The sequence below is a fragment of the Neobacillus sp. B24 genome (assembly GCF_055381825.1).
Map to the genome: position 1 here is coordinate 558,158 of NZ_AP035777.1, position 13,531 is coordinate 571,688.

The window sequence follows — 13,531 nt, forward strand, 5'->3', positions numbered from 1 at the left end:
GGAAAAATTTATTGGAGCGGAAAAATATGCGATTACTAGTGGTAGAAGATAACCTCCCCTTGTTAGAATCCATCGTTCAGCTGTTATCGGATGAATTTGAGGTTGATCAGGCAACGAATGGTGAGGATGCCTTATTTTTAGCGATGCAAAATATTCATGATGCGATTGTCCTTGATGTTATGATTCCGGAAATCGATGGTTTTGAAGTGCTGCAAACCATCCGCAAGGAAGGGCTGAAAATTCCTGTTCTGTTCCTAACCGCAAGAGATTCTCTTGAAGACCGTGTTAAAGGGCTGGACTTCGGCGGCGATGATTATTTGGTCAAGCCATTTCAGGCAGCAGAGCTAAAGGCAAGAATTCGTGCGCTGCTGAGACGGAGCGGCAGCCTGACGACAAATCAAACGATTCAGTATCGGGGCATTGAATTGCTTGGAAAAGAACGCGATATTCTTGTCGAAGGGGAACATATTAAACTGACCGCAAAGCAGTACGAGCTGCTGGAATATTTAATCCAAAACAAGGGTGCGATCCTAACAAAAGAGCAGATTTATGACCGGGTCTGGGGCTTTGATTCCGACACGACGATTGCCATTGTCGAAGTGTTTATGCACCATCTCCGCAAAAAATTGGAGCCGTACGGCTATCATGCTGACATCAAAACGATTCGCGGTGTTGGCTATATGCTGAACGAAGAGTAGGTACAAACCATGTTTCGGCAAACACATATTAGGCTTACTTTATTAAATTCATTAGTTTTTATCGTGTTAATCAGCATTCTTGGGAGCATTATTTATGTTTATACGGACCATAGGTTATACGAGGATGTAAACCGTTCGCTGCTGGAGTCAGTTGATCGTTCTGAACAGCAGCTGCCTGGACTTGGTGATAATCGTAACCTTCAAGTGGGCCCGAAATTTTTGAAGCGGGATCCAAGGATCATGACGCTTTTTTGGCATAACGGAGAAATTCTTGCCGAACAAGGCCGTGAGTTTGAGCTGTTTCATGATCAATTGGAAAAGATTAAGCCAAAGAAATTAAATTCCCTGCAGGATGTGGAAGTGGCCGGATTTTCCTATCGCTATATTGCGTATGAAGTCGACACGAGCGCGGGGAAGGTAAGTGTTCAATTCATCCGCAATGTGAATTCGGAAAAGGAGTTATTGGACCGGCTGTTATTAATCATGCTGATTGGCTGTGGTATCGGGATTATTTGCGCGGTGGCTTCCGGATATTTCTTGGCTGGCCGGTCCCTTGTCCCGATCAAAAATGCCTGGGATAAACAGCAGGAGTTTGTTTCTGATGCTTCACACGAATTACGGACACCATTGGCGGTCATTCAGGCAAAAACCGATTTGCTGTTCCGAAACCCAAATGCGACGATTCAGGACAGGATTCACGATGTTTCAACGATTTCAAAGGAATCAAGGCGGCTGTCGAAGCTGGTCACGAATTTATTGACACTGGCACGCTCAGATTCTAATCAGCTAGAAATGAAAAAGCAGGAATTTCAGCTGGAAGAGCTGTTAAAAGAAATCATGCTGCAATTTGAAGACATTGCCTTATATCAAGAGAAAGAGCTTGGCTTGGATGCCCCAGAGGCCATCAAGTTTTGTGGGGATAAAGAACGCATTCATCAACTGATCGTGATCCTATTAGATAATGCTTTGAAGTATACAAATAAGGGTGGGGAGATTCAGCTTTCCTGCCGCCAAAGTCATTCGTCGGTATCTCTTATGGTAAAGGATAACGGGATTGGGATTCCGGAGCAGGACATCCCGCGGATTTTCGACCGCTTTTTCCAAAGTGATAAGGCCAGGACCGCCGCAGAAGGAACCGGTCTGGGGTTGTCTATTGCCAAATGGATTATTGATAAGCATCATGGGAAGATAAAAGTGAACAGCGGGTTTGGAAAAGGGACGACGATTGAAATTACTTTTCCAAAAACACAAAAGAACTAACGTCCGGATTTTTTGAAAATCCAGGCGTTTTTTTTATTTTTGCCCAAGCATTTTTTCAGGTTTTCAATAATATGTATGGAGTAATGATAGATGAAATCCATTACTGTATCACACACAGTATAGTACCGGAGGTGGGGAAAGCATGAGTTCACTGTTGGATTCATTCACGACGGAACTGAGAAGAGGGACACTTACGCTTGCCGTGCTAAGTCAATTAAGTTCACGCCAATACGGCTATTCGCTGGCCCAACGGCTGGAAGAGGCCGGTGTTTCCATGGAACAAAGCACCTTATATCCACTCCTGCGCCGCTTAGAAAAACAGGAGCTCGTGACAAGCAGTTGGGATACGACTGAAACCAGGCCGCGAAAGTATTACGTTTTAACAGACTACGGCATGGAGGTCTATCAGCAATTGAAACAGGAATGGAACAAAATGACGCTTGAACTGAAAACCTTATTAAAAGGAGAGGACGACAATGAGGCTGATTGAGGCTTATATATATGAAGTGACTAGGAGGCTTCCGGAAAAATCCCGCGATGATATTGCCATGGAGCTGCGGTCGACGATTGAAGATATGCTGCCGGAACAGTATACAGAAGAAGAGGTGAAGGGTGTGTTGTCAGAGCTTGGTGATCCTGCTAAACTAGCCGCCAGCTACCGCGACACGCCGATGTATTTGATTGGGCCAAAAGTATATGACGTTTATATTCAAGCCTTAAAAAAGACGCTGCCTTGGGCGATTTTGGTGACAGTCATCATTCATGCAGCCACAGGAATTATGGGGATTTCTGGCGATGAGGCGGTGTTGCCTGAGGCACTAAAGATATTCGGTAATATCATTGCCAATGTTGTTATGGTGATGATGTATACTTTATTTTGGATCTCTGCTGTTTTTGCTGTAATCGATAGGGTTGGTTTCTCAAAAAGTGGTCAACCGCTGCCGACCGGCAAGGCTCCATGGACACCGGATGATTTAGAAAAAGTTGAAATCAAACCGCGGCGTGCAGCAATTTTAAAAGGGGAAGCGGTATTCGGGCTTATTTGGACGGCAATTTGGTCCATAGCTTATTTCAACGCCGACCATCTTGTAGGGATTTACCAATCAATAGACGGTGACGGGCTGAAGTTTGTCATGCCCCTGGCTAACCAAGATGTATTATTGTCGTATTGGCCTTTCGTGGTCCCGCTTATTTTGCTGGAAGTCGGCCTGGCGGTTTATAAGTGGAAAGCTGGTCAGTGGACGATGAAACTGGCTGCCGTAAACACAGTCATTCATATGGTCGGCGCTGTTGTCATCCTTGTTATCGCTAGTAACTCGAATTTAATTAATCCAGCGGTCATTCCCTATATCGCTGAATCAATGAATATCACAGTTTCATCGATTTTCGGTGAAACCCTATGGGTAATTATGTTTGCCGGAGTTGTACTTTCCATAATAATTGAAGCTTTTGATAGTTTTCGAAAAGCTAGAGGCACTTCGGGGCGGTATTAAAAATTTGTCCCTTTTTTATGAAGAATTTTAAGAAAATCTTAAGGAACTCCCTTCATAATGAGACCATCAATGGATGATGTGAAGGGAGAATTATTTAATGAGGAAAATGAGACAAGCACACTTATGGATTGGCTTGATTGCATCGGTTTTGATTTTTATGGAGTCACTGACAGGACTGATAATGAATGAACCATGGCTGATTGGACAAACACAGATGGAAGGTGGGAAAGGGAATTTCCAGCCGGGGCAGATGCTGCCTGGTCAAGGAGGACAGGGAATGCCTTGGGACTCCGGCCAGACTTCTGGACAAACTTCTGGACAGACATCAGGACAAACGCAAGGGCAATCCCAAGCACAAGCAGGGAATGGTCAATTCCAAGGCCGTCGAGGATTCGGCGGTGATGGAACATTTGCAGGCGGACAGCGTCGCGAAGGTATGGGGCAGGGATCGATGATGAGTATGATCCGCGGGCTTCATGAAGGAAGAGTTGGCACAACAGATATCACTTGGTTAATTGATTTGACTGCTGTGGCAATGATGTTCCTAACCGAATCTGGCGTTTATTTATCAGCAAAAATCCTTGCTGCCGATCGAAAAAGGAAAAAGCGCAAAGAAGGAAATATGGAGCCGATGGTTGGCTGATTTTTAGTGATTAGGAGGCACTCCCAAAAATGGGGTGCCTTTTATCTGGCTTTTCCTGCTTGTATGAACTATAGTTATAATATTCAGAATAATACGTCTAGGGGTGGAGAATGATGAATATTTATGTAATCCGCCATGGGGAATCACAGCACAATGTTGACAGGACAGTGATGGCGCATACCCATGATTCGCAGCATAGCTTGACGGAGCTTGGTTTTAGACAAGCCCAAATAACGGCGGAATTTATGAAACCATTATTAAATGAAAATACAGTGATTTACTGTTCACCGTATTTACGAACAAAGCAAACGGCAGCGGCGATTACCGGACAGCTTTCGGAGCAGGTGCCGTTTTTTGAGAACCCGCTAATCAGGGAATGGGAGCTGGGCAATCTTTACGATTTTGATAACCGCACTCCTGAGGCGAAAAAGGAATATAAAGCTGCCGGTCAGTTCTATTTTCGCTATCAAAACGGTGAATCACTGGCCGATGTTTACTTGCGGGCAACCATGTTTATGACTGGTGTTATTGAGCGAGTGAAGCGGCAGGGACGCTACGAAAATGTCGTGGTCGTCTCTCATGCCGCCTTCATGCACATGCTGATCGCCTACCTCATGAACCATCCAATCGACAGCCTGCTAAACTTCAAACCAATCGAAAACGCCTCCGTCCTCAAAATAAATGAAGTCGATGGTGACTACCAATATGAAAAGATCTTTGTGCCGACAGTCGAATAGGAAAAAGTTGGGAAATGGTGTCATGGGAAATGGTGTCAGGCACCAGCCGTGGACACTGTCCGCGTGGGGCGGACGGACAATTGGAAGGTTTAGTACTCATAATGTGAAAGAGCCGCTTTGTGGGCGGCTCTTCGTTTATCAAGAAGGGAGGCTGTGTGATCTAACTCGTCATAAAAGTTTCCTTATGACGCGTATTCCAGAAATTTTTAGTCAAACACGTCATGAAAGTAGTCCTCATGACGCGAAATCCAAAATTTCTAAGTCAAACATGTCATGAAAGTAGCCCTCATGACGCGAAATCCAAAATTTCTAAGTCAAACACGTCATGAAAGTGGTCCTCATGACGCGAAATCCAAAATTTCTTAGTCAAACATGTCATGAAAGTAGTCCTCATGACGCGAAATGCAAAATTTCTAAGTCAAACATGTCATGAAAGTGGTCCTCATGACGCGAAATCCGAAATTTCTAAGTCAAACATGTCATGAAAGTGGTCCTCATGACGCGAAATCCAAAATTTCTAAGTCAAACACGTCATGAAAGTGGTCCTCATGACGCGAAATCCAAAATTTCTAAGTCAAACATGTCATGAAAGTAGCCCTCATGACGCGAAATCCAAAATTTCTAAGTCAAACATGTCATGAAAGTGGTCCACATGACGCGAAATCCAAAATTTCTAAGTCAAACATGTCATGAAAGTAGCCCTCATGACGCGAAATCCAAAATTTCTAAGTCAAACATGTCATGAAAGATGTGCTAACTAAGAAACTGAAAGAAATCCAAATCTTTTTCGATAGCTTGGAGCCGCTTTGTTGGCCGCTATTTTCAGTGCTTTAAGTACGAGGTTCTCCTTTTTCGGCTGTTAATTTTTATTGTCTGCTTCAAAGACGATGCCAGCGTCGTTTCTGGCTTCTACGAGCGCTTCCATGACGGTGCGGCTGTGGTCGAGCAGTTGGTAGCAGGTATCAAAGTCTTGGTTTTGGTAGAGTTCGCGGAAATCCACTAGTTCGTAATACAGTTTATTGGTTTCATTCTGTTGATTTAAGACAGTTTCATTACCTTCCGTATGCACTACCACAGTTTGGCAGCCATTTGCTCCATCTACATGAATATAGCCTTTTTCACCTTGAATTAGTGCAAAGTTCATACCGTTTGTATCTTTGCAGCCGACGCACTCAGCGATAAAGTCAGGGTATTTCAAAACCAACACTCCCGAAGTATCGATGCCGTTGGGATGCTTGTTGGCTGTATAGCGAATGGATTCAGGTGTTCCAAACAGGTTCATGACAAAGTGCAGGTTATAAATGTTAATATCAACAAGGGCGCCCCCGGAAAATTTCGGATTAAAAATATTCGGCGTCTCACCCGCAAGCAGGGCGTTGTATCTGCTTGAGTATTGGCTATAGTTACACTGGATCATTCTTATTGGTCCCAGCTTGGCGATATTTTCTTTGATTAATTGATAATTTGGCAGGTGAATCGTCGTAATCGCCTCAAACAGCATTAACTTTTTTTGTTTTGCTAATTGTGTCAGGCTCTCTAACTCCTGGACAGTTGAGGTAAATGGCTTTTCGCAAATAACATGCTTCCCATGTTCAAGGGCCATGTAGGCATGTTCATAATGCAAGCTGTTTGGTGAAGCAACATATATGAAATCAACCTCCTGGTCAGCGAACAGTTCTTCCAAATTAGTATAGATTTTACCTATATCATATTTATCTGCGAGCGGCTTGGCGGATTCCTGTTTTCGGGAATACATTGCCACGCAATGGGCACCATCAACTTTGCTTAGTGCTGATAGAAATGTATCCACAATGAATCCTGTTCCGATTGTAGCAATATTCATTAACAATTCCTCCGATCTATGTACTCCATAACATAATAATGTATTTCGGGATGATTGCCAACTTAACAGTAGGGTATGTAAAACATTTCATTGATTTCCAATTAATGTAATGCTATGATAATAGTAATTAGAGTGAAACGGAGGTTTTCCTAGTGATTTTTCGCAGAATTCGATTCCAACATTTGAACCGTTAACTGAATAACGTTCGAGTCTCTGCCTGGCCGCAGAGTAAATGGGATTGGTCTGCCTAATAGAGGAAACCTTTATTTAACATACGTGAAATAAAGAGGGCTCAAGCGACCCTCTTTTTTGCTGTCTTTAAAAATAGCGATGCATCCGGATTTTGCCGGTTCGCAACAAAACATCCCAGCAAGAAGCAACTCCATTCCAAAGATGGGGGTTTTTTCGTGATGCTTCGTTCCCTTCCATTTACTTTGCCACAGGCGGATTGCCCTGTGTTTTTTATTTTTCAAAAAGGAAACGGAGGAATCAGGCTATGAGAGACAAACGAAAAGCACTGACTGTCGGGGTTAATATCAATCATCAAGGTGATTTCCAATACTCCATGAAGGAGCTCGAGAACCTTGCCGCTGCTTGCGAAATTGAGGTGGTCGGGGAAATTACGCAGAATTTAAATCGTATCAACAAAACACATTATATCGGTACGGGGAAAATCGAAGAGATCGTCCGGCTTGCAGAACATACCGGGGCTGAGCTTATCGTCTTTAACGATGAACTGTCAGCCTTGCAAATTCGCAATCTAGAGGAAGCACTGGGCCAGTCCGTCATTGATCGAACTCAGCTAATTCTGGACATCTTTGCTCAGCGTGCCAAAACAAGAGAGGCACAGCTTCAAGTCGAAGTCGCACATCTGAAGTACCAGCTTCCAAGGATTGTGGGCTCTAGGGAATCATTGGGCCGCCAAGGCGCAGGAGTGGGGCTGAAGAACAGGGGTGCCGGTGAAACAAAGCTGGAACTGGACCGTCGAAAAATTGAAGCCAAAATCGCAGCGCTCAACAAGGAATTGGAGACTCTCGTCGCGCAGCGCGAAACCCGGCGCAGCCAGCGCAAAAAGAGCGGCATTCCGCTTGTTTCCCTCGTCGGCTACACCAATGCAGGCAAATCAACGATCATGAATGCCATGCTGCGAGGTTCACACCAAGCTTCAACTGCTAAACAAGTTTTTGAAAAGGATATGCTCTTTGCCACCTTGGACACCTCGGTGCGAAAAATAAAGCTCCACAATCATCCGCCATTTTTGCTGTCGGACACGGTTGGGTTTGTTGATAAGCTGCCGCATCATCTAGTCAAAGCATTCCGTTCCACCCTTGAAGAGGCAGCGACAGCGGATTTGCTCATCCATGTCGTCGATTACTCAAGCCCGCAATATCAGAAGCTGCTTGATGTAACGAATAAGACCTTGCAGGAGATCGGAATCAAGCAAATCCCAATCATCTATGCCTACAACAAAGCGGACTTGGAAGACACCGACTATCCGATGGTGGAGGGAAACAATGTCTATCTTTCTGCCAAACAGGGAGTTGGATTGGAGGAACTGACAGACCTAATTAGTAAGCATATTTTTAAAAATCAAATCCACTGCGAAATGCTGATTCCGTTTGACGATGGGCGGCTGGTGACTTATCTCAATGAAAACGCAAATGTTCTGGAAACAAGCTTTGAAAACGACGGCACCAAGTTAACGATTGAATGCAATCAATATGACTTTGAAAAATATCAGCAGTACGTGATTTAGTATCAGGCTGACCCTCCGATACCGGGAGGGTCTTTAGCACCTTTAAGAGGGGGAATATTAATGAAGGTTGAAGTATTCATTCGAATCTAAACTTTAAGCAGGTTGAGGGTGTTACTTGCTATCAATACAGTTTAGTTAATAGTAATGATTTAAACTAGGGGGTATCAAGTTGGACTTCGATATGGATTTATTATTAGTCGTTGATCAGAAGGAAGGTTTTGGACCGGAGTTTGGCAAGTTAGTTTCGATGATGGATTATGCGCGGTTTACGACGCTTGACGAGGTTAAGAATTTGACGATTGACGAGCTTGATTTCCTGTTTGATGAGGAGGCCAATTCAATTGGGATGCTGCTCGCGCATTTGGCTGTCGTGGAACGGGTATTCGAGATTGTAAGTTTTGAAAGTCGCGACCTTACAGATGAAGAATTAGAACCGTTGCTGCCGGGACTGGATTTAGGAATAAAGGGCCGTGAAAAATATAAAAGCTACCCGATTGAATACTATCTGAAGGAATTGAACGATGTCCGAAATACCACTATCGAAAAATTTAAATCATTGCCAGATGAATGGTTATATGAGCGGGCACCTTTTTGGTGGAACAAGCCGGCGAATAACTTCTTCAAATGGTTCCACGTGTTTGAGGACGAAATAAATCACCGAGGGCAAATCCGGATTATCAAAAAAATGATCAGGAAACAAAGGGCGGAAGCAGAACAAAAAACAACAAATGCATAAGGGAGTAATCCCGCAGTACAATAAAAAGCAGAATGACCAGCATCAGTCATTCTGCTTTCAATTTTTCTATAGATTTATTCAGCCTCATCCATCTCGTAATCTTCATTCACAACCGTAAATTCATCAATGACCTCGCCCTCAGAGGTGACTGTTTTAATGGTGATCGTGTCTTTGTCGACCTTGGCGCGAAGCGAAACAGCGATGTTGTCCATATTGACGTATTCAAATTTCTCATCAGCTACGGCATCATAGTGTTTCAAACCCGTTGTGCCTGACACGATATAGACCGTACCGTTATGGTCATCCACGCCATTTTTAAGCTTTTTCGTTCTGCCATATGAATGGTCATGACCGGAGAAGACAATATCTATTCCCAGTTCATCGACAACAGGCACCAATTTTTCCCTCATAATCTCATTGCCGCCAAATGGATTCGTAAAATATGGCGGCTTATGGGTAACGAGGATCTTCCAAGGTTTATCCGACTGTTTAACATCCTGCTTCAGCCACTGAAGCTGTTGTTCAAGAACCTTGTCATCACTAGTGAACCCTAACACGCTGATATGGATGTTATTATAATCAACCGAATAGGTGCCGCCCTTGTCAATATCCGGCCCATTGCCCGGCGAGTTAAAAATCGCCTTTGCAGCCTGAGCATTGACATCGCCCATATATTCATGGTTGCCTAAGGTTGTAACAAGGTCGGTAGATCGGATGCGGTCATAGGTGCTAAGCGTGTTTAAGGCGTCATCCCATTGCTTAAACTTGGAGGCATCATCAATTAAATCACCGACATGGATCATAAACGCCAAATTATTATTGTTCAAATCCCCCAAAATACGATCAAACAAACTTAAATCAGAAGGGGATTGCGTATCTCCCAAAACAGCAAACTCAAAGCTTTGCTTTCGCTTCAAAGTGGCGAACTCTTTCAGGTCGGTCCAGTTCTTGCCGTCACCGGCGCGGTAAACATAGGTGGTGCCTTGCTGAAGTTTTGTTAAAGTCACTTCATTCACTCTGACAATCCCGTTCTTCTTGATATCTTGCTCCCCCGAGAAGACTTGATCGCTTGAGGAGCCAGACTCTGTTTTCAGTGCCTTCTCTCCATCTTTATCAAAATCCTGTTTCCGGGCGTATTGAACGATGGCCGATTTTCCTTGAGCTAATGGACTCGACATCCAAGTAAAGCCTTTTGATTTATAAGGGTCGCCGGCAGCTACCGCTATTACATTTTTAAGTTCTGTCTCAGCAGCTAAAGGCGGATAGGTTTGCGTATTGACTTTGAACGAATATTTTGCATCCTTCACGGCATATAAAGCAAGTTTCTTTACTTCGTCCGTCACTGCATCAACCCGCAGCAATCCGTCACCATTCGTTTTTCCAAGTGAAATAGGATCCTTTACACCTTCAATGGCTGCAAAAATTTCCACATCCTTAACCATTTCTCCGTTGGCATCCTTTACTGTCATTTCCACAGGCTTTCCTAGTAAAATAGGCTCCGCAGTAACAGTAAACGCTCCGGCGACAGCGATATCTGCTGGTTTCATCGAAAAGCTGGTGACAAAGCTTGCATCTTTTGGCTCTTTAAAGCTTAAATTAGCTTCCATTACTTCATAGGTTAATTTGCTGCCTTCCGTTGTCGATGCCGGAATTTCAATTTGAATTACAGCGGTATCGGCTGCAGCGCCGCCCGCCCCATCATTCACAAGATTTAGGCTGAGAATTCCAGTCTTGGCATCATAGCTGGAAGTGCTGGACGTAAAGCCTTCGGAAAAATGAACTCCCTTGACCGGGAAGCCCTTATCGATTTGCAGCTTTATCTCCGAACTAGAAATTTCACCAGGTTTATGGGCTTTTACGGCAATCTCAAACACATCGCCAAGATAGGCTTTTTCCTGCATCGGTGTCAGCTCAATATTTGCGGATCCGGTATTGACGGTAAAGTAAGCTGTTTTTATCGCCTGGTTGCCAAATTGATCGGGAACCAGCAATGTTACCTTATGGGTGCCGTCGGAAAACTTTAGCCCGGTTAATGACACATAACCATCCATATCATAGGAGAAGTGACCGGCAGCCTTTGAAAAATCAACCCCATCAATTAAAATCCGAATCTTGCCCCAATCTATCCCTGTTTTAAAAGGATCTTCCTCATATTCTTTGACATCGGCCCGCAGGTTGATGGCATTTGTCGTGTACGCTTTACCATCTACATTAATTGATTGGATCACCGGTGGATATAAATCGTCGACTTTTTCGCCATATACGGCCCGGATATTATCGATATAAAGGGTGCCCTTGGTCATCGGTCCGGTGATTCCCGACTTTGTTGACATCAAGCGGATGGTTTGGGTTCCGGACAGTTTATATGGACCGGTAAAGGATGCCGGAATTTCAGCCTCGACATATTTCCAGCCGGTCCAATCGATGCCGGGCTGTTCCTCGGTCAAATTAATCGTTTGATTTTTATTATTTCCATCGACAATCAGCATGCGCAGCCAGTAGCCATGAGCTTCTGGTGGTGCATAGACCCACATGCCAATCCCGGTTGGTTCGCCTTCAATCGGGGTGTTGGTTCCTGGACCGGCGTAAACACCGAGCGTCGTTCCAGATTGTGCACCAGTTAAATCGAAATCAAGCTGCAGCGATTGGTCCCCGAACCTTACTGGTGCAGGATAAGCGGATAACCCGACAGTTCCCTTTTCACCGCGTCCTGCTGTAGCGGTTTTCCAACCGCCAAGCCCGTCTTCAAAATCGAACATCACCTTCGGAAGCATACCGACAGATACCTTGATTTGGGCTGTCAAATTAGAATCTTTCAGGGAGGCGGTAATGGTACCAGTAACATTTTGGTCACTAGTGTGGAGCACGCCATTCTCATCGATCGTTCCCATACCCTCAGGGATCTCAAACTGGATATCCTGTAAGCTCCATTTCAGTGCTCGTTTTTGAAATTTGGCGATGAGGCCCAAAGGCTGCTCGCTGTTTCTGGCCACGGTCAGTTCCTTTGAAGTGAAATACAATTCATCGGGCTTTTGTATTTCAATGATGGAGTTACCCACTTCTTTGCCTTGGTACTTCAATACCACATGGAACTGGCCTGTTTTTCCGCTAGAGGTAAAGAATCCAGTGTCATTTATCGAGCCAAAGGATGAATCCGATAGTTCCCAGGTCAAACCTGAACCTGGCAGCGGCGCGGATGCCATCGATTGGTCGCGTCCTTTTGCACTAAACTGAATGGTCGATCCCGGTGTAAAGGATTGATCGTACGGCTCGATATGGGCAGAGTGAAAAGCATGGTCGGAGGTCTCTTTCGTTACCACCAGCCATGAGTTTGCGACACTTCTTTCCGTCCGGTCCGATGGCGAATTATCTAATTGGAGATTATCCCCACCGAGCTCACGAGTTAAAAAGGTAGAAGACCCGCCGCCATCTAGGTTCAAGGCGGATACCGCCCCTAAATCTATCATTAATTGGGCCAAGTCGGGCATGGAAATCCCTGCGGAGTAAGGCTCCTGCCTGCCGTCAATCACGGTAAAGAACACATCTCCGTCTGCTTTAATCCCGACAGCCGTCCTCGGCTCTTTATCTGCTCCAGTTTGCGGAGTTTGATAGATTTGGCCATTTTTTACAAGAATGGCGTTGCCGCCAAGTGCCTCTTGAATTTGGTCTTTTATTCCTTCGTATTCAGCGTTGGTGCCAATTACCGCCTCACCGGATTTTTTTATTCCGAAAAAGTTCCACGATGAACCAGCCTTGCCTTTTACAGCTTGTCCATCTTTATAAACGATTCCATTCGGTTCACCCGTGGCCATATTATAAAAATCTGCATTGACAGCAGCGACCACTCTATGATTTTCACCGTCTGCCGCTGCAGCTTGCTGTCTGACGGGCTGAAGGCCAAAGGCAGGACCATCGTTAGGTGTACCTGCTTCGATGGAGAGGTTATTATTATGTACATCGACCTCCACTACAAAACTCTCAAGCTTTTTCCCATCTTTTCCTTCAAAGCTATAATGTTTTTCGGTGACGCCGGCAGCAAGGTCTGCCTTGTACTGATTAATGGGGGTCTGAACAATGGGTGACTGTAAATCAAAGGTACCTAGTGCGGAAGTAAGACTTGGTGAAAGGGTACTGCCTGCAAGGATGAAAGCTAGCATTGTGGGTAAGATTTTCTTTTTCCAACGTTTCCTCATACTTCTCCTCCTTAAATAGTCTTTGAGATTAGAAAATAAACCTGGTACATCACCTCCTTTTGATTGTGAAATTTTATTTCAAAAAATCCCCTTATATAGTAAACAATATTACTTAAAGGATATTTATGGTAGTTACATAACGACTATGTCTGAAAATCTTTTATTGGCAAAA

General features: G+C 44.4%; 10 protein-coding genes. 8 read left to right on the forward strand and 2 right to left on the reverse strand.

Annotated elements, in window-relative coordinates; genetic code table 11:
* The first annotated feature begins 26 nt into the window (after window positions 1-26).
* The 6 genes from ACZ43M_RS02710 to ACZ43M_RS02735 all read left to right on the forward strand — a co-directional run bounded on the left by ACZ43M_RS02710 (window position 27) and on the right by ACZ43M_RS02735 (window position 4,831).
* Entirely contained in the window at window positions 27-698 is a 672-nt protein-coding gene (locus tag ACZ43M_RS02710; protein WP_464505951.1) for a response regulator transcription factor, read from the forward strand.
* Between the two features lie 9 nt (window positions 699-707).
* The gene (locus ACZ43M_RS02715; RefSeq protein WP_464505952.1) at window positions 708-1,958 is read left to right on the forward strand and encodes a sensor histidine kinase; all 1,251 of its coding nucleotides are present in this window, start codon (window positions 708-710) and stop codon (window positions 1,956-1,958) included.
* A 142-nt stretch (window positions 1,959-2,100) separates the two neighbouring features.
* Complete coding sequence (locus ACZ43M_RS02720; RefSeq protein WP_464505953.1) at window positions 2,101-2,448, forward strand: PadR family transcriptional regulator; 348 nt, start codon at window positions 2,101-2,103, stop codon at window positions 2,446-2,448.
* Window positions 2,435-3,451 carry an HAAS signaling domain-containing protein gene (locus tag ACZ43M_RS02725; protein WP_464505954.1) on the forward strand — a complete coding sequence of 339 codons (1,017 nt, stop codon included), beginning with the start codon at window positions 2,435-2,437 and terminating at the stop codon, window positions 3,449-3,451. The genes ACZ43M_RS02720 and ACZ43M_RS02725 overlap by 14 nt, the downstream gene beginning before the upstream one ends.
* Window positions 3,452-3,548: 97 nt before the next feature.
* Entirely contained in the window at window positions 3,549-4,094 is a 546-nt protein-coding gene (locus ACZ43M_RS02730) for a PepSY-associated TM helix domain-containing protein (RefSeq protein ID WP_464505955.1), read from the forward strand.
* A 110-nt stretch (window positions 4,095-4,204) separates the two neighbouring features.
* On the forward strand, window positions 4,205-4,831 hold the full coding sequence (locus ACZ43M_RS02735) for a histidine phosphatase family protein (RefSeq protein WP_464505956.1): 627 nt from the start codon (window positions 4,205-4,207) through the stop codon (window positions 4,829-4,831).
* 859 nt (window positions 4,832-5,690) lie between these two features.
* Here the strand turns inward: ACZ43M_RS02735 and ACZ43M_RS02740 are convergent.
* Window positions 5,691-6,674 carry a Gfo/Idh/MocA family protein gene (locus ACZ43M_RS02740; protein ID WP_464505957.1) on the reverse strand — a complete coding sequence of 328 codons (984 nt, stop codon included), beginning with the start codon at window positions 6,672-6,674 and terminating at the stop codon, window positions 5,691-5,693.
* Window positions 6,675-7,170: 496 nt separating this feature from the next.
* Here ACZ43M_RS02740 and hflX point away from each other — a divergent pair, with 496 nt between their 5' ends.
* Together hflX and ACZ43M_RS02750 are read left to right on the forward strand one after the other, a co-directional pair.
* Window positions 7,171-8,430 carry a GTPase HflX gene (hflX, locus tag ACZ43M_RS02745; RefSeq protein WP_464505958.1) on the forward strand — a complete coding sequence of 420 codons (1,260 nt, stop codon included), beginning with the start codon at window positions 7,171-7,173 and terminating at the stop codon, window positions 8,428-8,430.
* A gap of 181 nt (window positions 8,431-8,611) precedes the next feature.
* Window positions 8,612-9,166 carry a DinB family protein gene (locus tag ACZ43M_RS02750; protein ID WP_464507929.1) on the forward strand — a complete coding sequence of 185 codons (555 nt, stop codon included), beginning with the start codon at window positions 8,612-8,614 and terminating at the stop codon, window positions 9,164-9,166.
* A gap of 74 nt (window positions 9,167-9,240) precedes the next feature.
* On the opposite strand, the gene ACZ43M_RS02755 is transcribed toward ACZ43M_RS02750, so the two are convergent.
* Window positions 9,241-13,359: a phosphodiester glycosidase family protein gene (locus ACZ43M_RS02755; protein WP_464505959.1), complete on the reverse strand. Its 4,119-nt coding sequence runs from the start codon at window positions 13,357-13,359 to the stop codon at window positions 9,241-9,243.
* Window positions 13,360-13,531: the final 172 nt, after the last annotated feature.

What these genes read in the sequence shown, in the direction of transcription:
- ACZ43M_RS02710 (WP_464505951.1), top strand. Translation starts at nt 27, where the DNA reads ATGCGATTACTAGTGGTAGAAGATAACCTCCCCTTGTTAGAATCCATC.
- ACZ43M_RS02715 (WP_464505952.1), top strand. Translation starts at nt 708, where the DNA reads ATGTTTCGGCAAACACATATTAGGCTTACTTTATTAAATTCATTAGTT.
- ACZ43M_RS02720 (WP_464505953.1), top strand. Translation starts at nt 2,101, where the DNA reads ATGAGTTCACTGTTGGATTCATTCACGACGGAACTGAGAAGAGGGACA.
- ACZ43M_RS02725 (WP_464505954.1), top strand. Translation starts at nt 2,435, where the DNA reads ATGAGGCTGATTGAGGCTTATATATATGAAGTGACTAGGAGGCTTCCG.
- ACZ43M_RS02730 (WP_464505955.1), top strand. Translation starts at nt 3,549, where the DNA reads ATGAGGAAAATGAGACAAGCACACTTATGGATTGGCTTGATTGCATCG.
- ACZ43M_RS02735 (WP_464505956.1), top strand. Translation starts at nt 4,205, where the DNA reads ATGATGAATATTTATGTAATCCGCCATGGGGAATCACAGCACAATGTT.
- ACZ43M_RS02740 (WP_464505957.1), bottom strand. Translation starts at nt 6,674, where the DNA reads ATGAATATTGCTACAATCGGAACAGGATTCATTGTGGATACATTTCTA.
- hflX (WP_464505958.1), top strand. Translation starts at nt 7,171, where the DNA reads ATGAGAGACAAACGAAAAGCACTGACTGTCGGGGTTAATATCAATCAT.
- ACZ43M_RS02750 (WP_464507929.1), top strand. Translation starts at nt 8,612, where the DNA reads ATGGATTTATTATTAGTCGTTGATCAGAAGGAAGGTTTTGGACCGGAG.
- ACZ43M_RS02755 (WP_464505959.1), bottom strand. Translation starts at nt 13,359, where the DNA reads ATGAGGAAACGTTGGAAAAAGAAAATCTTACCCACAATGCTAGCTTTC.